A 19,940-nucleotide genomic window follows, 5' to 3' on the forward strand; every position below is an offset into this window, starting at 1 on the left:
GCATCTCCTTCTGTGGCCAATCTATGGGGGCGGACGGCCACAGGCGACCCGGATTCTGCGCATCCCGCCTTGCCCGGTGACGGCTGGTCGCTTAAGGCGATGGCATGGCCAAGCAGCTTCCCTATGCCGCGATGAAAGAGATCTTCACCCGCTTCCATGCGCTGGAGGCGGAGCCGAAGGGGGAATTGGAGCATGTGAACGCCTTCACCCTGCTGGTGGCGGTAGCGCTTTCGGCGCAGGCGACGGATGTGGGGGTGAACAAGGCGACGCGCGGCCTGTTTGCCGTGGCCGATACGCCGGAAAAGATGCTGGCCTTGGGCGAGGACGGGCTGATCGAGCATATCAAGACGATTGGGCTTTATCGCAACAAGGCGAAGAACGTCATCAAGCTGTGCCGTATCCTGATCGATGCGTTTGGCGGCGCGGTGCCGTCCAGCCGTGCGGCCTTGCAATCGCTGCCGGGGGTAGGGCGCAAGACGGCGAATGTGGTTTTGAACATGTGGTTCCGCCAGCCTGCGCAGGCGGTGGATACGCATATCTTTCGCGTCGGCAACCGCACGGGCATCGCGCCGGGCAAGGACGAGGCGGCGGTCGAGCGGGCGATCGAAGACAACGTTCCCGCCGAGTTCCAGTTGCACGCGCATCACTGGCTGATCCTGCATGGCCGGTATATTTGCGTGGCGCGCACACCGAAATGCGGCATCTGCCCGATCCGCGACCTTTGTCAGTATGAGGAAAAGACCGAATGAAGACCTATGACGTCGTGGGCATCGGCAATGCCATCGTCGATGTGTTCAATCAGGCCGATGACAGTTTCATCGAGATGATGGGCATCGAGAAGGGCATCATGCAGCTGGTGGAACGCGAGCGGGGCGAATTGCTGTATGCCGCCATGAAAGACCGGGTGCAGGCCCCCGGCGGGTCGGTTGCCAATACCATCGCGGGGTTGGGGAACCTTGGCTTGCGGACGGCCTTCATCGGGCGGGTGCATGACGATGCGCTGGGGCGGTTTTATGCGCAGTCGATGGCCGAAAGCGGGACGGCCTTTCCGAACCCGCCGGTGGCAGGGGGAGAACTGCCCACCTCGCGGTCGATGATCTTTGTGTCGCCGGATGGCGAGCGGTCGATGAACACCTATCTGGGGATTTCTTCGGAACTGGGCCCGGAAGACGTGTCGGATGCCGTGGCAGGTGAGGCGGTGCTGCTGTTCCTTGAGGGTTATCTTTACGACAAGCCCAAGGGAAAACAGGCTTTTGAGCGGGCGGCGAAGCTGTGCCGGGGTGCCGGTGGCAAGGCGGGGATCGCCCTGTCAGACCCATTCTGCGTGGACCGTCATCGGGATGATTTCCGGCGGCTGGTCAAGGAGTTGGACTATGTGATCGGGAACGAACACGAATGGTCCTCGCTTTATCAGACCGACCTGTCGGCAGCGCTGGAACAGGCGGCGGCGGATGCGGGCGTGGTGGTCTGCACCCGGTCGGGGGATGAGGTCATCCTTGTACGCGGAGATGAGATGGTAACGGTGCCGGTGAACCGCGTGGTGCCGGTGGATGCGACGGGCGCGGGCGATCAGTTCGCGGCGGGGTTCCTGTATGGCTTTGCCACGGGGCAATCGCTGGAGGTGTCGGGGCGGATGGGCTGTGTCGCGGCGGCGGAGGTGATCAGCCATTTCGGTGCGCGGCCCGAGACGGATCTGAAGGCGTTGTTCCGCAAGGAAGGGCTGATCTGAGGATCAGCCCCTTTCTTGGGCGTCAGGCCGGATGGTTGCCGGTCATCGGGCGGGACAGCAGGACGAGGGCCGTTGCGACAAGGGCCGAGACATAGGCGATGGGCAAGAGGACGGCGAAAACCTCGCTTCCGCTTCGGGCCAGTGCCTTGCTGACGCCCAAGGCAAGGGCCAAGAGCCAGCTCGCCGCAGAGATGCCGCCGATCAGGGAAAAGCGCAGTTTCAACGCGGTCGGAAAGGCTGCGATGGAGCGGCCGATGCGGCCCGCAAGGATCGGCATAGCAACAGCACCGATCAAGATGGCGTTGAGGGTGAGAAGGCCCACGATGCCCAGTTTGGCCATGAGTTTTGGCGTGAAAGCCGCCAGGTCGAAGCCGGTGCGGAGGTAAAGCAGGCCCAGCCCTGTGACCCACATCACCCCCAGCGCGGCCCAGACAAAACCATGGGTGCGGTGGAGGGTGGCCATCATCTCATGCGTCAGGGGGGTGCGCAGGCGGTTGAGGATGTAGAGATCGGCCATGATCGACGCGCCAAGGCCGAGGCAGACGGCAAATAGGTGCGAAAAGCGGAGCGTGTCGGTGACGAGCAGCATATCCATGCGGTGCGGTTCCTTGTCCTTATCAGGGGGTCTTTCGACCATTGGCCCGCCACGGTTGGGGCGGGGTAGGACAGTGACACTCAACCGCAAAAGGGGGGCTGCCAAGCCCGCCCTAGGCGACGTTCCGCCAGCGGGCGAGGGGGGTGATGGCGGCTTTTTGCCGTAAAGGATTTGTTTACGTAAATTACGTAAATATTCCGCCCGCGTTTATGCGGCATGATTTGGGATGGCAGGGCAATCGGGTTGGATGATCCGCTTGCCGCCTATCAAGGTGGGGATTTTCGCCGACCGCTGACGGACTTAGGCGCGGGGGCCTGCACAGTGGGGCCAGCGCTTTGCCGCGCAGGCCCGTTTCAAAGCGGCGACTCAGTCGCCAAGCTTTGCGTGAACCTCATCCAGATCGACCGGCCCTTTGGGCATCTTGTTCGACGGATCGTCGAAATCGTAGCGGAAGAGTTGGAAGTCCTTCTTGTAGATTTCCCACATCAGGTGATGGGACAGGTCATCGAAGTAATCTTCCACCGGATGCAGGCGCTTTGGCCCATGGCCTTCGCTTTCGTTGAACTTCGGGATCTTCTTGAGGTTCACCTTGTGCTTGGTCGTGATGTTGTCGAGGACGGTCTGCATCCCGTCATCGAATTTTTCGGTGAAGAAGATATTATCGTAGCGTCCGCCATTCACAATGAAGGTGGAGATATGGCCCGACATCGACGACCAGTGGATGTCAGGCTCCATCGGTTTGCGAAAGCGGATGGTGTCGCGCACGAAGAGGAGGAAGCGGCGGAAGCTGGCGATCTGATCGAACGCTTCCTTGCCATCGTCGCCGCCGACCTGCACGCCGTATTTCTGGACGAGCATCGGGACGAGGTTGCCGCGATAGCGTTTGCCGTTCCGCTGAATCCCGCAAATCTTATCAAAGAAGGACGAAAGCACACGGGTATAGGGGTTGCGGACACAGGTGAAGGCATAGGCCTTGTGCCCTTTGACCACATCCTCAATCCGCGGCTGGCTGTGTTCGAGCGCCCATTTGTGCAGGCCATCGGTTGCATCGTGGATGTCGCCGTCGAAGAAGCGGCCGTGATCGGAATAGAACATGATCTGGCCGATGGACGAGCAGGCACATTTCGGCACCACCCGATAAACCACGCTTTCGCTTTCAGTCATCCAGGTTCCGGGGAAACCCATTTAAGCACTGCCTCCAATCGCCGGGCATCTGACGCGCCCGTGCCTGTACCAAAATCTGCACATGCGTTGCATGTCGCACTTGCCGATAGGCCACAAAAAAGCAAAGAAAGTATGCCTATTCAATCACCGTTGACGTTATTTGTTCAAGACGTGACACTTAACGCACCCTAGCCGTTCGGGTTTCATGGCCAAGATTGCCTATATCCTGTTGTGTCACAAAGACCCGGACGGGATCGTCGCGCAGGCGCAGCGTCTGACGGCGGCGGGGGATTTCGTTTCCATCCATTTTGATGCCCGTGCGCCGCGCGAGGCGTTTGAGCAGATCGAGACGGCGCTGAAGGACAATCCCTCGGTCACCTTTGCAAAGAAGCGCATCAAATGCGGTTGGGGGGAATGGAGTCTGGTGGAGGCGACGATCCTTGCCACCAAAGCGGCGGTCGATGCCTTCCCTTATGCGACGCATTTCTACATGCTGTCGGGGGATTGTATGCCGATCAAGTCGGCGGAATATGCCCATGCTTTCCTTGACCGCGAAGAGATCGACTATATCGAAAGCTTTGATTTCTTTACCTCGGACTGGATCAAGACCGGGATCAAGGAAGAGCGGTTGATCTATCGGCACTGGTTCAACGAACGCACGCATAAGCGGCTGTTCTATGGATCGATGCAGGTGCAGCAAAAGCTGGGTCTGGCGCGGCAGGTGCCGGCGGATTTGCAGATCATGATCGGCAGCCAGTGGTGGTGTCTGCGGCGGCGGACGGTCGAGGCGGTGCTGGATTTCTGCGACAAACGGAAGGATGTGATGCGGTTTTTCCGCACGACATGGATTCCCGACGAGACGTTCTTTCAGACGCTGGTGCGCCATCTGGTGCCAGAGGCCGAGATCCGGTCGCGGACGCTGACCTTCCTGATGTTCACCGATTACGGGATGCCAGTGACCTTCTACAACGATCATTACGACCTGCTGCTGAGCCAGGATTACTTGTTCGCGCGGAAGGTTTCGGCGGATGCGAAGGATTTGAAGGAAAGGCTGGGCAAGCTTTATGCCTCGCGCGGGGTGCAGTTCACCATCTCGAACGAGGGGCGGAGCCTGTTCCGGTTTCTGACAGGGCGGGGACGGGTGGGCCGCCGTTTCGCGCCGCGCTTCTGGGAGCGGGAAAGCAGTCTGGGGCGTGAACGCACGCTGATGATGGTGACCTGCAAGAAATGGCATGTCGCCAAGCGTTTGGTGGACCGCGTGCGGGATGTGACGAACCTGCCCGCGATCGAATATCTGTTCAATGAAGGGTCCACGCCGCTGCCCGATCTGGGCGGTATCCAAACGACGCTGGAAAAGCGGACGCGGCACAGGCGGGCGCTGGTGAGGATGCTGTTCGACTATTGGCAGACGGATCGGCTGCTGTTCTGCATCGATCCTGCGAATGTCGACCTGATGCAGGATTTCTATAACGACAAGGCTTCGGTGCGCCTGTTGGAGATCGAATGCGATTTCACCGACGACTATCTGATCGGCCATGCCCGGCGCGTGGGCTTGGCGGGGGATCGCACCCCGAAGGAGACGATCGACCGTTTGCTGCCCACTATCCGCTATGACGTGAAGTTCGAAAGCGACCGGATCAGGGATGCGAATTTCCCCGGTTTCCATCGCATCCGGCAAAGCGCGAGCGCAGATGAAAACACCCTGCCCTTGGCAGAGTTCCTTGATATTCCTGTGGAAAAGGCACGCGAGATCGCCGCCACGGGGCATCTTTTCGTGGATTGAGAGACGTGGTGAGAGACATGGCCCATAGCTACGACCCGAACAATATCTTTGCCCGCATCCTGCGGGGCGAGATTCCGAACCGGACCTTGATCGAGACGGACCACACGCTGGCCTTCCATGACATCAACCCACAAGCGCCGCATCACGTGCTGGTGATCCCGAAGGGGGCCTATGTGACCTTCGACCATTTCTGTGCGGAAGCCAGCGATGCCGAAATCGTGGATTTCCACCGCACCGCCGCCAGCGTTTGTGCGATGCTGGGGGTGAGCCTTGGGGATGGTGGGGCGGGGTATCGCGGCATCACCAATGCCGGTGGGCATGGCGGGCAGGAAGTGCCGCATTATCATCTGCATATCGTGGGGGGCGCGCCCTTGGGGCGGATGCTGTCGCGCGACTGAAAGCGCAAGGATCGGGTCGCGGCGGCGGGACCTGACGGGCAGGATGGGGCCTTCTGATGGAGGGTTCCGATGCTGCGATTTCTGCCGATACCGACTGAGATTGCCCGCGCCTATCAGGCGGGGGGCGTTGATTCATATGGACTTTTGCCGGAACGCAAGATTTCGGATGGGGGCGGGAACCCCTGCCGCCATTGCCTGCGGATGATCCCGGAGGGCAAGGGGATGCTGGTTCTGGCGCATCGGCCCTTTGGGACGTTGCAGCCCTATGCGGAGACGGGGCCGATCTTTCTCTGCGCGGACCCTTGTGACGCGGGGGGTGGGCCGGAACTGCCTGAAATCCTTTCCTCTTCCGAATACATCGTCCGGGGGTATGGGGCGGATGAGCGGATTCTTTATGGCACCGGGGGCGTTGTCGAGACAGGCCGCATTCCGGCGCGGGCGACGGAATTGCTGGCGATGCCGGAGGTGGCGTTTGTGCATGTCCGGTCGGCGCGGAACAATTGTTTTCAGCTGCGGATCGAGCGGGACTGAGGTTTCAAATCGAGGATTTTTGGCCGGTATCCTTTGTGCCCTGTTTTGTGCCGCCTTTTGTGCCGCAAATTGTGGGCACGCGGCGGGCGCTGGGTTGAGGGTGCGTTAAGCTAAGCGTGGCGGCGCGGCGGGAGCGGGGCCGGTGCAGGGCGTGTATCGACGAGGGCCCGGAATGGCGGGGGTAACGGTCCCGGTGCGTTGAACTGAGCCTAGGCCGGGGTGTGGTGATCCTGCGGTGCGTGCCCCCCTTTCGGGGGACACGCAAGCCTTTTGGGTCGCGGGCCGCGCGAGCGCGCGTCCCGCTCCGCGTGAAGGGGCGTGCCGCCCCCTCTGGCTGCTGCGCAGCCATTCACCCCCGGCGAGTATTTTTGCCAAGATGAAGGGGCTTGGTCAGATTGGCGGGGCGCGATTGCTTCACGTCACTTGAGCCGGCCTTTGGGGGCGGCGGCGCGGTTCATGGGGCGCCGAAGCGGCATTCGGCGCCGGGCATGGTAAACGCCACGCAATGCATCAGGCGGCCGGGCAGGAGGGTGAAGCCCCCAGTGATGACGAGGGCCGCGCAGAAGAGCCAGAGCGCCATGCTGCGATGGCGGGCGATCTGGTGGGAGCGAGCCGCGCGGACGAGGCCCAAGAGGGAGACAAGGGTGACGAACGAAAGTAAGTGGATCGGGCCGAGCCCGTCGAAGCCCGGCCCCCAGACGAAGATAAAGGAGGAGAGGGCAGTCACGGCCATCAACGCGACCCAGAGCCAGCCCATGAAGCGGTGGGGCAGCCGACCCTTTGGGGCGAGAAGCTGCAGCGCGCCGAGCAAGAGGGCTGCGAGGGCGGCCAGGGCGTGGACCTGCACGGTGAAGGGTGCGGCAAGGAAGGGCGCGAGGTTCATCACGATGCCTTGCACGATACCTTGTGCGTGGAAGGCTGGGTGACAGCGCGGGGTTTCAATGCGCTTCGGCCCATGTGCGGCCCTGACCTGCCTCGACGATCAGGGGGACCTTGAAGGCGACGGCGGGGTGGGCGGCGGCCTCCATCACCTCTTTGGCGCGGGCGGCGAGGGTGGATGCGGCGTCTTCGTCCACTTCGAAGAGCAGTTCGTCATGAACTTGCAGCAACATCTTGGCGGGCAGATCTGCGATGGCGGCGGGCATGCGGATCATGGCGCGGCGGATCACGTCGGCGGCAGTGCCCTGAATGGGGGCGTTGATCGCGGCGCGTTTGGCAAAGCCTGCGGTCGGGCCTTTGGCGTTGATTTCGGGCGTGTGGATCTTGCGCCCAAAGAGGGTGGTGACGAAGCCGCGCGCCTGTGCCTCTTTGATGGTGCTGTCCATATAGCCCTTGATGCCGGGGAAGCGCTGGAAATAGCGGTCGATGAAACCTTGCGCCTCTGCCCGCGGGATGCGCAGGTTGCGCGCAAGGCCGAAGCCGGAAATGCCGTAGATGACGCCGAAATTGATGGCCTTTGCCTGACGGCGGATATCGGGGGTCATCTGGTCAAGCGGGACATTGAACATCTCGGACGCCGTCAGGGCGTGGATATCGAGCCCGTCGCGGAAGGCCTGCTGAAGTTCGGGGATATCGGCGATATGGGCGAGGATGCGCAATTCGATCTGGCTGTAGTCGAGCGAGACGAGGAGGCGGCCTTTCGGGGCGACGAAAGCCTCGCGGATGCGGCGGCCTTCTTCGGTGCGGACGGGGATGTTCTGGAGGTTCGGATCTGTGGAGGAGAGGCGGCCCGTCACCGCGCCCGTGATGGAATAGGAGGTGTGGACGCGGCCCGTTTCAGGGTGGATGTGGTCTTGCAGCGCGTCGGTATAGGTGGATTTGAGTTTCGCGATCTGGCGCCAGTCGAGGACGCGGGCGGCAAGGCGGGCGGCATCGGGATGGGTGTCTTCCAGCGTGGTGATGTCTTCGAGGATATCGGCCCCGGTCGCATAGGCCCCGGTCTTGCCCCTTTCGCCGCCGGGAACCTGCATTTTGTCGAAGAGAACTTCGCCCAGTTGTTTGGGCGATCCGACGTTGAAGGCTGCGCCCGCGATTTCTTGGATTTCGGCCTCAAGCCCTGCCATCTTTTGCGCGAAGGCGTTGGACATGCGGGACAGCGTGTCGCGGTCGACCATGACCCCCGCCATTTCCATTTCCGCCAGCACCGGGACGAGGGGGCGTTCGAGGGTTTCGTAGACGGTCGTCACCTGTGCGCGGTGGAGTTGCGGTTTGAAATGCTGCCAGAGGCGGAGCGTGATGTCGGCATCTTCGGCGGCGTATTTCACGGCATCGGGGATGGCGACGCGGTCGAAGGTGATGGCGGATTTACCGCTGCCGAGGAGGGATTTGATCGGGATGGGCGTGTGGCCGAGATGGGTTTCGGAGAGCGCGTCCATGCCGTGGGAATTGAGGCCCGCATGAAGGGCCGAGGACATGAGCATCGTGTCGTCGAAGGGGGTGATGCGGATGCCGTGGCGGGCGAAGATCTTCCAGTCATATTTCATGTTCTGGCCGATCTTGAGGATGGCGGGGTCTTCGAGAACGGGTTTTAGGGCGGAAAGGACGGTGCCTACGGGAAGCTGTCCATCGGCGAGTTTGGCCGAGCCGAAAAGGTCATCCGTGCCGGAGCGGTGGGTGAGCGGGATATAGGCGGCCTTTCCGGTGGTGACGGAAAGGGAGATGCCGACGAGTTCGGCCCGCATCTCGTCGAGGCTGGTGGTTTCGGTATCGACGGCAACGGTGCCGTGGTCGCGGATCGTGGCGATCCATGCGTGGAGCGCGTCTTCGGTGGTGACGGCTTCGTAGGCGGCGTGGTCGAAGGGGAGGCGGTCAGGGGTGACCGGGTCGGGGTGGTTGGGGTTGGTGCCTTGGGTTTCGGGCAGGGGGGCCGGGGGCGCGATCTTAAGGCTATCGGCCACGCGGCGGGTGAGCGTGCGGAATTCCATCCGGGTGAGGAAATCCATGATCGTGTCAGGTTCGGGGGGGCGAACCTCCAGATCATCAAGCGTGACATCGAGGGGGGTGTCGGCCTTCAGCTGCACCAGCTGTTTCGAGATGCGGATGAGGTCGGCATTGTCGATCAGTGCCTCGCGCCGTTTGGGCTGCTTGATCTCGGTCGCGCGGGTGAGAAGGGTTTCGAGATCGCCATATTCCTGGATCAGGAGGGCGGCGGTCTTGATGCCGATGCCGGGGGCGCCGGGGACGTTATCGACGCTGTCGCCCGCGAGGGATTGCACATCGACGACGCGGTTGGGGGCGACGCCGAATTTTTCGAAGACCTCATCGGGGCCGATGGCGCGGGATTTCATCGGGTCGAACATCATGACGCCGGGGCCGACAAGCTGCATCAGGTCTTTGTCGGAGGAGATGATTGTGACGTCGCCGCCTGCTTCGGTCGCGCGGGCGGCAAGGGTGGCGATGATGTCGTCCGCCTCATAGCCCTCGGTCTCGATGCAGGCGATGTTGAAGGCGCGGGTGGCATCGCGGGTGAGGGGGAATTGCGGGCGGAGGTCTTCGGGCAGTTCGGGGCGGTTGGCCTTGTAGAGCGGGTAGATGGCGTTGCGGAACGTCTCGGACGAATGGTCGAAGATGACCGCGACATGGGTGGGGGCACCGTTCGGGGCGTCGGGGCCTTTGTTGCCTTCAAGATAACGGAAGAGGATGTTGCAGAAGCCCGAGACGGCGCCGATGGGCAGACCGTCGGATTTCCGCGTGAGCGGGGGAAGCGCGTGATAGGCGCGGAAGATATAGGCCGATCCGTCGATCAGGTGCAGGTGGCAGCCCTTGCCAAAGCCCATGGTCATCCTCCGTCTTGCCTTTGGGGGTGGTATGGCATGATCGGCAGCCTCAGGCCAGAGCAAGGGGGAGGGCGCGCGCGGCCCCCATCCCTTGGGTCAGCGCGGCCATCGCGGGGGTGATGGCAAGGGTGGCGCGACCCTCGGCTTCGGCCAAGAGGCGGGCAGCGCCGATCAGGCGGCGGCCGATGCCGCGATGCCGATGGGCGGGCATGACGAAAAGTTCGGTGATTTCATAGCCCATGCGCCAAGCGATGGGGTCGCGCGTCAGATGCATGAGGAGGTAGCCCACGACCGTGCCGCCCTGTCGCGCGATCAAGACGCGCGTGCCGGGCAGGATGAAGGCGTCCCGCTGAAAGGTTTCGGCATCGCGTGGGGCCGCGTCCAGATGGTCGGCAAGGTGCAGCGCCATGGCGTGCAACGCGGGCAGGTCTTCGGGTGTGGCGTGGCGGATTTCAGGGCGGATTTCGGGGCGGATTTCGGGGCGCGTTTCGGTTTTCATTTTCATCTCCCGCCGCCGCTGCGGGAAGATGTTGGACCGACCACCCGCAGGGGCGGCCTCTGGTCTGGTTTCTGGTGAAGGAACGCTGACCGGCCGCCTATGACGCGTCGGTAAAGTAATAGGCAAAGGGGGCGATACGGTTCAGCATGCAGAGGACAGTGCATCGGCCCTGACCTTGGGTCAAGCGCGCGATTGGCATCGTCCGAAAATTTTTCGAATGAAAAATTTTCGGGCCTTTGAAGAAGAATTTTCGGATGAAAATTCTTCGGGGCGGGGGGAGAGAAGAATTTTCCGTGAAAATTCTTCGGGCGCTGTCAGTGGTCGTCGTGGGCGTGGTCGCGGTCGATCACATAGCGCTTGTCGCAATAGCCGCATTCGACCCAGCCCGTATCGCGCGGGATGGTCAGCCAGACGCGGGGATGGCCAAGGGCGCCTTCGCCACCGTCGCAGGCCACTTTCCAGTGGGTGACGACTTCGGTTTCGGGGGCGTCGATGGGCATGGCGAACCTCTTGCTGCTGCGCGCGCATTCTAACCCCTGCGGCGGCGGGGGCAAGGGGTGGGACGGTCAGGCCCCGATCAGCCTTGCGCGTCCCTTCAGCGCGGCAAGCCACATCAGGCCATGCACCGTCGCCCGCGCAGGCAGGTATTCGGCGGAAATCCAGCCGGGATAGTCCGTCCGGTCCAGTTCGGCGCAAAGTCCCGTCAGATCGAAGCCGCCGCCGCCCGGTTCGTTACGACCGGGGAAGCCCGCGATCTGGATATGGTTCACGCGCGTCTTGTGGCGGGCCCAGACCGCGTCGGCATCGCCATGGATGCGGGCGGCGTGCCAGAGGTCGAATTGGATGCCCAGATTGGGCAGGGCCAGATCATCCACGATCCGCGCGGCCTGATCGAAATCGTTAAGGAAATAGCCCGGCATGTCATCGGGGTTAAGCGGTTCGATGGTCAGGTGCAGATCAGGCACCTGCGCCGCCGCCCAAGCGAGGTTCTCGACATAGGTCGCCTCGGCCGCAGGGCCGCGGGCAACCCCGGCCATGACGTGGATGCGGCCTGCGCCAAGCTGGGCGGCAAGGTCGGCGGCACGGCTGAAGCTGGCGCGGAAGGCATCGGTTTCGCCGGGGACGGCGGCATGGCCCCGGTCGCCCGCCGCCCAGTCGCCGGGATGGGTGTTGATCAGCGCGACGGGCATGCCCGACAGTGCGGCCTGCCAATCCTTGGGGGCATGGTCGTAGGGAAACAGCACCTCGATCCCGTCGAACCCCGCCTCGCGCGCAAGGTCAGGGCGCGCCAACATGGGCACTTCGGTGAAGAGCATCGTCACATTGGCGGCAAAACGGGGCATTCAGGGCAGGTCTTCCGAGGGAATCACCGGAAAGAACCTGCCCGATGACCAGAGGCCGAACCAGTCTTTTCCCGCCACAGGCGCGTGAACACAGAGATCGACGAGGCGATAGAAGGATTTCCGGTCGATGAGCGCCTCAAGCCCAGCCCGGACATGGAGGTAAGGCGAGGGTTCGCCCGTGGCGGCATCGCGTTCCACCCGCAGGGGGTGGTCGGCATCGAGGGGCACCGTCTCGCCCACATGGGTGGTGAAGGTGAGGCTTTGGTCCTTGCCTTCGCCTGACACGTCGAAATCGACCGCCACGAAGGGGGCGTCATCGACGGTGATGCCCACTTTCTCCACGGGCGTGACGAGGAAGAAGCGGTCGCCCTCTTTTTTGAGGATGCCGGAGAAGAGTTTCACAAGGCCGGGGCGGCCGATGGGCGTGCCCTGATAGAACCACGTGCCGTCACGGGCGATGCGCATGTCGATGTCGCCACAGAAGGGCGGGTTCCAGAGATGCACGGGTGGCGGCCCCTTGCGGCTGGCCGCCTGAGCGGAGGCGGCGAGTCCTTCTGCAGAGGGTTTCACGATCATTTGTCCGCTCATTCTTTTTGCCATTTGTGCCCGGCGGGATAGTTGGGTCTAATGCGATCATATAGTCGGATGGAGAGCAACGTCATGGCCGAAGCGACCGACCTCGTCGCCCAGATCGAAGCGCTGGGGGGAACCTTGGCTGAGGCGAAGGCCTCAATCAACCGCCGCTTCATCGGGCAGGAAAAGGTGGTCGACCTTGTGCTGGCCGCGATGCTGTGCGGCGGGCATGCGTTGCTGGTGGGTTTGCCAGGCTTGGGCAAGACGCGGCTGGTCGATACGCTGTCCACGGTGATGGGGTTGAAGGGCAACCGCATCCAGTTCACGCCCGATCTGATGCCCGCCGATATCCTTGGGTCTGAGGTGCTGGAAACAGCGGCGGATGGGGCGCGGGCGTTCCGGTTCATCGAGGGGCCGATCTTCTGCCAGCTTCTGATGGCGGATGAGATCAACCGCGCCAGCCCGCGGACGCAATCGGCGCTGCTTCAGGCGATGCAGGAGCGGGAGGTGACCATCGCGGGGCAGCATCGCCCCTTGGGGCGGCCTTTTCATGTGCTGGCGACGCAGAACCCGATTGAACAGGAAGGCACATATCCGCTGCCTGAGGCGCAGCTGGACCGGTTCCTTGTTCAGGTCGATGTCGACTATCCGACGCGGGCGACGGAGCGGGACATCCTGATTGCGACGACCGGGGCCGAGGAGGCCGCGTCGCATCAGGTCTTCACCGCCGAGGGGTTGATTGCGGCGCAGGGCGTGCTGCGGCGGATGCCTGTGGGGGATCAGGTGGTGGAAGCGATCCTTGATCTGGTGCGGTCCTGCCGTCCGGGAGAGCCGGAGGGGCGCGAATTGGCCGATGCGCTGGCTTGGGGGCCGGGGCCGCGGGCGGCGCAGGCCCTGATGCTGACGGTGCGGGCGCGGGCGCTGCTGGATGGGCGGCTGGCACCGTCGGTCGCGGATGTGGCGGCGATGGCGCGGCCTGTGCTGACGCATCGGATGGCGCTGTCCTTTGCGGCGCGGGCAAGGGGCGAAAGCCTTGCGGGGATCATTGACCGGACGGCCACGCGGGCGCTGGGGATCGAGGCGGCGGCGTGACGGGCGACTTTGCCTTTGATGGCCTGCGCGAGCGGGCCGAGACGCTGGGCCAATCGCTCCCACCGCTGCTTGCGGAGGCGGAGATGCTCGCCTCGACCATCATGATGGGCGAACATGGGCGCAGGCGGGCAGGGCAAGGCGACGAATTCTGGCAATATCGCCCGACGCATGTGGGCGACAGCGTGCGGATGATTGATTGGCGGCGGTCGGCGCGGTCGGACGCCACCTATGTGCGAGAGCGGGAATGGCAGGCGGCGCAGTCGGTGACGCTTTGGGTCGATCCGGCGAAGTCGATGGCCTTTTCGGGTGCGAAAGGGCGGGTGACGAAGGCGGATCGGGCGCGGCTTTTGGCGATGGCGCTGGCGGTCCTGTTGCTGCGCGGGGGTGAGCGGGTTGGGCTGGCGGGCGAGGGCGTGCCGCCAAGGCCGGGGCGGGGGCAGATGCTGCGCCTGCTGGCCGGGCTGACCGAGGACGGCGAGGATTACGGCACCCCCGATGCGGGCGGCATCGCAAGCCATGGGCGGGCGGTGTTCCTTTCGGATTTCATGGGCGATCTGGCGGGGGTGGAGACGGCGCTTGCGCGCGCCTCGGACCGGGGGGCGCGGGGCGTCTTGTGCCATGTGCTGGACCCGGCGGAAGAGGAGTTTCCCTTCGACGGGCGCACCATTTTCGAAAGCATGGGCGGCACGGTGCGGCATGAGACTCTGCGCGCGAGTGATTTGCGCGCGCGCTATCTGGCGCGGCTGGCGGAACGGAAGGCGCGGCTAACGGATTTGGCGCGTTCGGTGGGGTGGCATTACCATTGCCACCATACGGGCGGGCCTGCGCAGCCTGCGCTGTTGTTTCTGTATCGGGCGCTGGAGGGCGGGCGCTGATGTTCATGATCGGCCCTATCGGATTTGCGGCCCCTTGGGTGCTTTGGGCGCTGGCGGCCTTGCCGATCCTATGGCTGATCCTGCGGGCCGTGCCACCTGCGCCGATCCGGCGGCGGTTTCCGGGTGTGGCGCTTCTCTTGGGTCTGAAGGATGAGGATAACGAGACGGACCGGACGCCGTGGTGGTTGCTTTTGCTGCGGATGGCGGCCGTGGGGGCGGCAATTGTTGCCTTTGCCGGGCCGATCCTGAACCCGCAGCAGCGCGAGCCGGGGGATGGCCCCTTGCTTATCGTGATGGATGGCGGTTGGGCCGATGCGCGGGATTGGCCGCGCCGGGTGGATCGGGCCGTGGCGCTGGCTGAAGAGGCGGGGCGCGATGGGCGCGTGGTGGCGGCGATCCGGCTGACGGATGCGCCGGGGGACATCGTGTTTCAGGCGGCGGATGCATGGGCCGGGCGGTTGGCGGCGTTGGAGCCGCAGGCGTGGTTGCCATCGGACCTTGCGGGCTGGGCGGCTGTTCTGCCGGAGGAAGGGTTCGAGACCTATTGGCTGTCGGATGGGTTGGACCGTCCGGGGCAAGGCGAATTGTTCGAGGCGCTGGCGGCGCGGGGTTCGGTGACGGTGTTTCAAAGCCCGCGGCCTGTGCTGGCGCTGCATCCGGCGGGATTTGCCGATGGGGTGGTGACGGTGGCGGCCAGCCGGATGCCTGCGGGCGAGGGCGCAGAGGTCGAGGTGTCGGCGCGAGGCCCCGATCCGGCGGGGGTGGAGCGGGAATTGGCGCGCGGCGTGCTGGACTTTGGCGCGGGCGAGGGGCGGGCGGAACTGGCGCTTTCCCTGCCGCCGGAGTTGCGCAACCGGATCACGCGGTTCGAACTGGTGGGGCAGCGGTCCACCGGGGCGGTGAGCCTGACGGATGACAGCCTGAAGCGGCGCAAGGTGGCGCTGATCGGCGGGCGGGATGATGCGGCGGAGGGGCTGCAACTTCTGTCGGCCACGCATTATTTGCGGCAGGCGCTGGAGCCGGTGGCGGAGTTGATCGACGGGTCGCTGAGCGATGTGGTCTTGGCCAACCCGGATGTGATCGTGCTGGCGGATGTGGCGGTTCTGACGCAGGCGGAAACGGATGCGGTGCTGGGCTGGCTGGATGGCGGCGGGCTTTTGTTGCGCTTTGCCGGGCCGCAGGTGGCGGCGTCGGATGTGGCGCGGATGTCGGAAGACCCGCTGATGCCCGTGCGGCTGCGCGAGGGTGGCCGGACGGTGGGCGGTGCGATGAGCTGGGGGGAGCCCAAGACGCTGGCCCCATTCCCGGAGGCGTCGCCCTTTCACGGTCTGGCGGTGACGGAAGAGGTGCAGGTGACGGCGCAGGTTCTGGCCCAGCCCGACCCGGAATTGGCGGAACGGACAATTGCCGCGCTGGCCGATGGGACGCCTTTGGTCACGCGCAAGGCGGTGGGGCAGGGGCAGGTGGTGCTTTTCCATGTGACGGCCAATGCGGAATGGTCGTCGCTGCCGCTGTCGGGGCTGTTTGTGCAGATGCTGGAACGGTTGGCGGTTTCGACGCGCGCGGCGGTGCCGGGGGCGGCGGAACTGGAGGGGCAGGTCTGGGTGCCGGAAGTCCTGCTGAATGCCTATGGGCAGGAGGTTGAGGCGGGCGAGGTGGCGGGTGTCGAAGGGGCCGCGCTGGCCGGGGCGGTTGCCGATGGGCCGGGGGCGGCGCTGCCGCCGGGGCTTTATGCCGGGGCGGAGCGGCGCGTGGCGCTGAATGCGGTATCGGCGGAGACGGAATTGGCGGCGGCGGTCTGGCCGCTTGGCACGCCTGTCGAAGGGATGGATGTGGTGCCGGAACAGGCGCTGAAGGGGTGGTTCCTGTCGGCGGCGCTGGTGGCGCTGATGGTGGATGTGCTGGCGTCGCTGTGGCTTTCGGGGCGGCTGTCGGGGATGGCGCGGGCGGCGGCGGTGATGGGGGCGCTGATCCTTGTGGCGGTGCCGGGCGGTGTGCGGGCGCAAGAGGCCGATCCGGGCGAGGATATGCTGGCGTTGGCGGCGACGACGGCGGTGGTGCTGGGCCATGTGCTCACGGGCGATGCCCGGGTGGATGAGGTCGCCGAGGCGGGCTTGCGAGGGTTGGGCGAGCGGCTGTGGGAGCGGACCTCGATCGAACCGGAGGCCCCCATCGGTGTGGATATCGAGCGGGATGAGTTGGCGTTCTTCCCGTTTCTTTACTGGCCCGTCACGGCGGGGCAGCAATTGCCATCGGGCAATGCCTATCGGAAGCTGAACGATTATCTGCGCACGGGGGGCATGATCCTCTTTGACACGCGCGACAGCGATGTTGCGGGGGCAGGGGGGACGACGCCGGAAGCACAGCAATTGCAGCGGATCGCGGCGGGGCTGAATATCCCGCCTTTGGAACCTGTGCCGCAGGATCATGTGCTGACGCGGACTTTCTATCTTTTGCAGGATTTTCCGGGCCGTTTCGGCGGGGCGCCCGTCTGGGTAGAGGCGGCCCCCCCGGATGCGGAACAGGTGGAGGGGATGCCCTTCCGCAACCTGAATGACGGGGTGACGCCGGTGGTGATCGGCGGGAATGACTGGGCGTCGGCTTGGGCTGTGGATCAGATGGGGGTGCCGATGTTCCCGGTGGGGCGCGGTTTCGCGGGCGAGCGTCAGCGTGAGATGGCGAACCGCTTCGGGATCAACCTGATCATGCATGTGCTGACGGGGAATTATAAGTCGGATCAGGTGCATGTGCCGGCCCTTCTGGAAAGGTTGGGGCAATGACGGCAAGCGTGATCCTGTCGCCCCTTGTGCCTTGGCCCGTGCTGTGGGGGCTGGCGGCATTTGCCGTGGTTCTGTTGGCGCTTGCGGTTTGGCGGGGGCTTTCGGGGTGGTGGTTGCGGGGTCTTACGGCGGTGGTGGTGCTGGCGGCCATCGCCAACCCGTCGTTGCAGGAGGAGGAGCGCGCGCCTTTGTCTGACATCCTGCTGGTGGTTGTGGATGAAAGCGCGAGCCAAGGTCTTGGCGACCGGGCGGCGCAGGTGGAAGAGGCCATCGCGGGGCTGGAGGCCGAGGTGGCGGGACGGGCGAATACCGAGCTGCGTATCCGTCGTTTCGCGGATGGGGCGGAGGATGCTGGAACGCTCGCCATGACGGCCTTGGCGGAATTGTTGTCAGAAGAGCCGCGCGCGCGGGTGGCGGGGGCGGTGGTCATCACGGATGGGCAGGTCCATGACGTGGCGCTGGCACCCAACATGCCCGCGCCTTTGCATGTGCTGCTAACGGGCGAAGCGGCGGATTGGGACCGCCGCTTGGTGGTGAAGAACGCGCCGGCCTTTGCCATTCTGGATGAAGAGGTGATGCTGACCCTGCGGATCGAGGATCAGGGGGCGGCACCCGGGGTGCAGGATGTGGATCTGACGATCACGGTCGATGATGGCGCGCCACAGACCTATCGGGTGCCGGTGGGGCAGGATCTGGATCTGCCGGTGGTGCTGCCGCATGGCGGGATGAATGTGCTGCAATTTGCAACCCCGGCGGCAGAAGGGGAATTGACGGATCGCAACAACGCGGCGGTGGTGCAGATCAACGGGGTGCGCGACAGGCTGCGGGTGCTGCTGGTATCGGGCGAACCGCATGCGGGGGAGCGGGTCTGGCGGAACCTGCTGAAGTCGGATGCGTCGGTGGACCTTGTGCATTTCACCATCCTGCGGCCGCCGGAAAAACAGGACGGGATTCCGGTGACGGAGCTTTCGCTGATCGCTTTTCCGACGCGGGAATTGTTCATCGAGAAGATCGAGGAATTCGATCTGATCATCTTTGACCGCTATCGCATGCGGGGCATCCTGCCGATGTCCTATCTGGAGAATGTTGCGCAATATGTGCGCGATGGCGGCACGGTGCTGGTGGCCGCGGGGCCGGAATTTGGGGCGGTGGATTCGCTGTGGCGGTCGCCCTTGGCGGATGTGCTTCCGGTGGAACCCACAGCGCGGGTGGTGGAGGGCGGTTTCCGCCCAGCGCTGACCGATCTGGGGCGGCGGCATCCAGTGACCGAGGGGCTTGAGGCCTTGGCCCCGGAAGAAGGGTGGGGCCGCTGGTTCCGGCAGGTGGATGTGGTGCCGCGTGCGGGGCAGGTGGTGATGTCGGGGCCGGGAGATCGGCCTTTGCTGGTGCTGAACCGGGTGGAAGAGGGGCGCGTCGCCGTTCTTGCATCGGATCACATGTGGCTGTGGGGGCGCGGTTATGAGGGCGGCGGGCCACAGTTGGAACTGCTGCGGCGGCTGGCGCATTGGATGCTGAAGGAACCGGAACTGGAGGAAGAGGCGCTGACCGCGGCGGCGCAGGGGCAGGCCCTGACGATCACCCGGCGGTCGATTGCCGAAGTGCCGCCGGGGGATGTGACGATCACCGGGCCGGATGGCGCAGCGGTCGTGTTGCCGATGCCAGAGGTGGGGCCGGGGCGTTTCGCGCTGGAATGGCAGGCGCCGATGATGGGGCTGTATCGGCTGGAACAGGGCGATCTCACGCGGGTGGTGGCCGTAGGTCCTTCGGCACCGCGCGAATTCGTTGAAACCATTGCGACAGGCGATGTGCTGGAGGCTGTGGTGACGCCCACGAATGGCGGCATCCTGCGGCTGGAGGACGGGGTGCCCGATCTGCGCGAGGTGCGCGAGGGGCGGCCCGCAGCGGGGCGGGGCTGGATCGGGATCACGCCGCGCGGGGCCTATGTGACCGAGGATGTGCGGGTGGCCCCGGTTTTGCCGGGCTGGCTGTGGCTGCTGTTGGTCGCGGGGCTGGCGGTGGCCGCGTGGTTGGTGGAAGGGCGGCGCGTGGGCCGCAAACCGAGCGTCGCCGCCTAGCGCCGCAGCATCACGTCGCGGGATTGCGAGACAAATTCGCGACGCATCAGAACGGTGGTGGCCGCGAGGGTGGCAAGGATCAGGCCCCATGGCCCGAAAAGCCAGCCAAGCGCGGCCAGCGCGAAATAGATCGCGCGCAGGCCTTTGTTGAAGTTGCGCGCCGCGGTGATGTTGATATCGGCCGCCTGTGCCGCGCGGGGATAGGCCTGCGGGTCGGTCACGTCATTCGGCACGGCGGCCATCAGCACGGCGCAATAGGCAAAGAGCCGATGCGCCCAGACGAATTTCAACAGCGCATTGGCGAGGAAGGCGAGGCAGAGGATCATCTTCACCTCGACCTGAACGGTGGCGGGGTCGATGGTCAGGTCCTGAGCGATGCCGCGCAGCCTTTCGGAATTGCCGATCAGCGCCACGCCGCCGCCGATGGCGATCATGCAGGCGGAGGCGAAGAAGGCCGTGCCTTGGCGAAGGGAATCGATCAGCGTCGCGTCGAAGATGCGCGGTTGGCGGGTGACGAATTGGCGCATCCAGTCGTGGCGATAGTCCTGCATGATCAGGCTGACCGAGGGGCGGCTTGCAGGTGGGTGTTCGATCACCCAGCCGGACCCGGCCCAAAGCAGGAAGACCGCCAGAACGGCGAGCAGGTCGGGAGCGCTGAGCGCGCCGAGATGGGTCAACATATCCATGGGTGATGGTTATCACGATGGCGTGGCTTGTCAGCGGGGCA

General features: G+C 64.5%; 18 protein-coding genes. 9 read left to right on the plus strand and 9 right to left on the minus strand.

Annotated features, from left to right (window positions below):
• Positions 1-104: 104 nt before the first annotated feature.
• Both nth and QF092_RS16035 read left to right on the plus strand, forming a co-directional pair.
• A complete protein-coding gene (gene nth / locus QF092_RS16030; protein WP_281465408.1) occupies positions 105-749 on the plus strand; it encodes an endonuclease III in 645 nt (214 codons plus the stop codon).
• Positions 746-1,729: an adenosine kinase gene (locus QF092_RS16035; protein ID WP_281465410.1), complete on the plus strand. Its 984-nt coding sequence runs from the start codon at positions 746-748 to the stop codon at positions 1,727-1,729. The genes nth and QF092_RS16035 overlap by 4 nt, the downstream gene beginning before the upstream one ends.
• 22 nt (positions 1,730-1,751) lie before the next feature.
• Here QF092_RS16035 and QF092_RS16040 read toward each other — a convergent pair whose 3' ends face one another.
• Positions 1,752-2,324, minus strand: coding sequence for a hypothetical protein (locus QF092_RS16040; protein WP_281465412.1), 573 nt, complete (start codon positions 2,322-2,324; stop codon positions 1,752-1,754).
• A gap of 366 nt (positions 2,325-2,690) precedes the next feature.
• Complete coding sequence (locus QF092_RS16045; RefSeq protein WP_281465414.1) at positions 2,691-3,509, minus strand: sulfotransferase family protein; 819 nt, start codon at positions 3,507-3,509, stop codon at positions 2,691-2,693.
• Positions 3,510-3,693: 184 nt separating this feature from the next.
• Here QF092_RS16045 and QF092_RS16050 point away from each other — a divergent pair, with 184 nt between their 5' ends.
• The 3 genes from QF092_RS16050 to QF092_RS16060 all read left to right on the plus strand — a co-directional run bounded on the left by QF092_RS16050 (position 3,694) and on the right by QF092_RS16060 (position 6,200).
• Positions 3,694-5,271, plus strand: coding sequence for a DUF5928 domain-containing protein (locus QF092_RS16050; RefSeq protein ID WP_281465415.1), 1,578 nt, complete (start codon positions 3,694-3,696; stop codon positions 5,269-5,271).
• A 17-nt stretch (positions 5,272-5,288) separates the two neighbouring features.
• Positions 5,289-5,669: an HIT domain-containing protein gene (locus QF092_RS16055; RefSeq protein WP_281465417.1), complete on the plus strand. Its 381-nt coding sequence runs from the start codon at positions 5,289-5,291 to the stop codon at positions 5,667-5,669.
• 69 nt (positions 5,670-5,738) lie between these two features.
• Positions 5,739-6,200, plus strand: coding sequence for a DUF1203 domain-containing protein (locus tag QF092_RS16060; protein WP_281465419.1), 462 nt, complete (start codon positions 5,739-5,741; stop codon positions 6,198-6,200).
• Between the two features lie 454 nt (positions 6,201-6,654).
• Here QF092_RS16060 and QF092_RS16065 read toward each other — a convergent pair whose 3' ends face one another.
• The 6 genes from QF092_RS16065 to QF092_RS16090 form a co-directional block, all read right to left on the minus strand.
• Positions 6,655-7,083, minus strand: coding sequence for a DUF2306 domain-containing protein (locus QF092_RS16065; RefSeq protein WP_281465421.1), 429 nt, complete (start codon positions 7,081-7,083; stop codon positions 6,655-6,657).
• 55 nt (positions 7,084-7,138) lie between these two features.
• Complete coding sequence (polA, locus tag QF092_RS16070) at positions 7,139-9,976, minus strand: DNA polymerase I (RefSeq protein WP_281465423.1); 2,838 nt, start codon at positions 9,974-9,976, stop codon at positions 7,139-7,141.
• Positions 9,977-10,025: 49 nt separating this feature from the next.
• On the minus strand, positions 10,026-10,475 hold the full coding sequence (locus tag QF092_RS16075) for a GNAT family N-acetyltransferase (RefSeq protein WP_281465425.1): 450 nt from the start codon (positions 10,473-10,475) through the stop codon (positions 10,026-10,028).
• Between the two features lie 314 nt (positions 10,476-10,789).
• Positions 10,790-10,975, minus strand: coding sequence for a zinc-finger domain-containing protein (locus QF092_RS16080; protein WP_281465427.1), 186 nt, complete (start codon positions 10,973-10,975; stop codon positions 10,790-10,792).
• A 66-nt stretch (positions 10,976-11,041) separates the two neighbouring features.
• Positions 11,042-11,818 (minus strand): hydroxypyruvate isomerase family protein, encoded by a 777-nt coding sequence (locus QF092_RS16085; protein ID WP_281465429.1) that lies wholly within the window; start codon positions 11,816-11,818, stop codon positions 11,042-11,044.
• On the minus strand, positions 11,819-12,406 hold the full coding sequence (locus QF092_RS16090; RefSeq protein ID WP_281465431.1) for a DUF1285 domain-containing protein: 588 nt from the start codon (positions 12,404-12,406) through the stop codon (positions 11,819-11,821).
• Positions 12,407-12,478: 72 nt separating this feature from the next.
• Between QF092_RS16090 and QF092_RS16095 the strand changes: the two genes are divergently transcribed.
• From QF092_RS16095 to QF092_RS16110, 4 genes are read left to right on the plus strand one after another with little or no spacing between them, the layout of a single operon-like run.
• Entirely contained in the window at positions 12,479-13,483 is a 1,005-nt protein-coding gene (locus QF092_RS16095; protein ID WP_281465433.1) for an AAA family ATPase, read from the plus strand.
• Positions 13,480-14,358 carry a DUF58 domain-containing protein gene (locus QF092_RS16100; protein ID WP_281465435.1) on the plus strand — a complete coding sequence of 293 codons (879 nt, stop codon included), beginning with the start codon at positions 13,480-13,482 and terminating at the stop codon, positions 14,356-14,358. The genes QF092_RS16095 and QF092_RS16100 overlap by 4 nt, the downstream gene beginning before the upstream one ends.
• The gene (locus tag QF092_RS16105) at positions 14,358-17,138 is read left to right on the plus strand and encodes a DUF4159 domain-containing protein (RefSeq protein ID WP_281465437.1); all 2,781 of its coding nucleotides are present in this window, start codon (positions 14,358-14,360) and stop codon (positions 17,136-17,138) included. Before QF092_RS16100 ends, QF092_RS16105 begins: the two co-directional genes overlap by 1 nt.
• The gene (locus QF092_RS16110) at positions 17,135-19,213 is read left to right on the plus strand and encodes a hypothetical protein (RefSeq protein WP_281465439.1); all 2,079 of its coding nucleotides are present in this window, start codon (positions 17,135-17,137) and stop codon (positions 19,211-19,213) included. Before QF092_RS16105 ends, QF092_RS16110 begins: the two co-directional genes overlap by 4 nt.
• Here QF092_RS16110 and QF092_RS16115 read toward each other — a convergent pair.
• Positions 19,210-19,893, minus strand: coding sequence for a DUF599 domain-containing protein (locus QF092_RS16115; protein ID WP_281470060.1), 684 nt, complete (start codon positions 19,891-19,893; stop codon positions 19,210-19,212). The genes QF092_RS16110 and QF092_RS16115 overlap by 4 nt on opposite strands.
• Positions 19,894-19,940 lie beyond the last annotated feature (47 nt).

Source organism: Fuscovulum ytuae (assembly GCF_029953595.1).
Classification (GTDB): domain Bacteria; phylum Pseudomonadota; class Alphaproteobacteria; order Rhodobacterales; family Rhodobacteraceae; genus Paragemmobacter; species Paragemmobacter ytuae.

Excerpts from the sequence above, each read along its gene's own strand:
- nth (WP_281465408.1), top strand. The coding sequence starts at position 105 with ATGGCCAAGCAGCTTCCCTATGCCGCGATGAAAGAGATCTTCACCCGC.
- QF092_RS16035 (WP_281465410.1), top strand. The coding sequence starts at position 746 with ATGAAGACCTATGACGTCGTGGGCATCGGCAATGCCATCGTCGATGTG.
- QF092_RS16040 (WP_281465412.1), bottom strand. The coding sequence starts at position 2,324 with ATGGATATGCTGCTCGTCACCGACACGCTCCGCTTTTCGCACCTATTT.
- QF092_RS16045 (WP_281465414.1), bottom strand. The coding sequence starts at position 3,509 with ATGGGTTTCCCCGGAACCTGGATGACTGAAAGCGAAAGCGTGGTTTAT.
- QF092_RS16050 (WP_281465415.1), top strand. The coding sequence starts at position 3,694 with ATGGCCAAGATTGCCTATATCCTGTTGTGTCACAAAGACCCGGACGGG.
- QF092_RS16055 (WP_281465417.1), top strand. The coding sequence starts at position 5,289 with ATGGCCCATAGCTACGACCCGAACAATATCTTTGCCCGCATCCTGCGG.
- QF092_RS16060 (WP_281465419.1), top strand. The coding sequence starts at position 5,739 with ATGCTGCGATTTCTGCCGATACCGACTGAGATTGCCCGCGCCTATCAG.
- QF092_RS16065 (WP_281465421.1), bottom strand. The coding sequence starts at position 7,083 with ATGAACCTCGCGCCCTTCCTTGCCGCACCCTTCACCGTGCAGGTCCAC.
- polA (WP_281465423.1), bottom strand. The coding sequence starts at position 9,976 with ATGGGCTTTGGCAAGGGCTGCCACCTGCACCTGATCGACGGATCGGCC.
- QF092_RS16075 (WP_281465425.1), bottom strand. The coding sequence starts at position 10,475 with ATGAAAACCGAAACGCGCCCCGAAATCCGCCCCGAAATCCGCCCTGAA.
- QF092_RS16080 (WP_281465427.1), bottom strand. The coding sequence starts at position 10,975 with ATGCCCATCGACGCCCCCGAAACCGAAGTCGTCACCCACTGGAAAGTG.
- QF092_RS16085 (WP_281465429.1), bottom strand. The coding sequence starts at position 11,818 with ATGCCCCGTTTTGCCGCCAATGTGACGATGCTCTTCACCGAAGTGCCC.
- QF092_RS16090 (WP_281465431.1), bottom strand. The coding sequence starts at position 12,406 with ATGAGCGGACAAATGATCGTGAAACCCTCTGCAGAAGGACTCGCCGCC.
- QF092_RS16095 (WP_281465433.1), top strand. The coding sequence starts at position 12,479 with ATGGCCGAAGCGACCGACCTCGTCGCCCAGATCGAAGCGCTGGGGGGA.
- QF092_RS16105 (WP_281465437.1), top strand. The coding sequence starts at position 14,358 with ATGTTCATGATCGGCCCTATCGGATTTGCGGCCCCTTGGGTGCTTTGG.
- QF092_RS16110 (WP_281465439.1), top strand. The coding sequence starts at position 17,135 with ATGACGGCAAGCGTGATCCTGTCGCCCCTTGTGCCTTGGCCCGTGCTG.
- QF092_RS16115 (WP_281470060.1), bottom strand. The coding sequence starts at position 19,893 with ATGTTGACCCATCTCGGCGCGCTCAGCGCTCCCGACCTGCTCGCCGTT.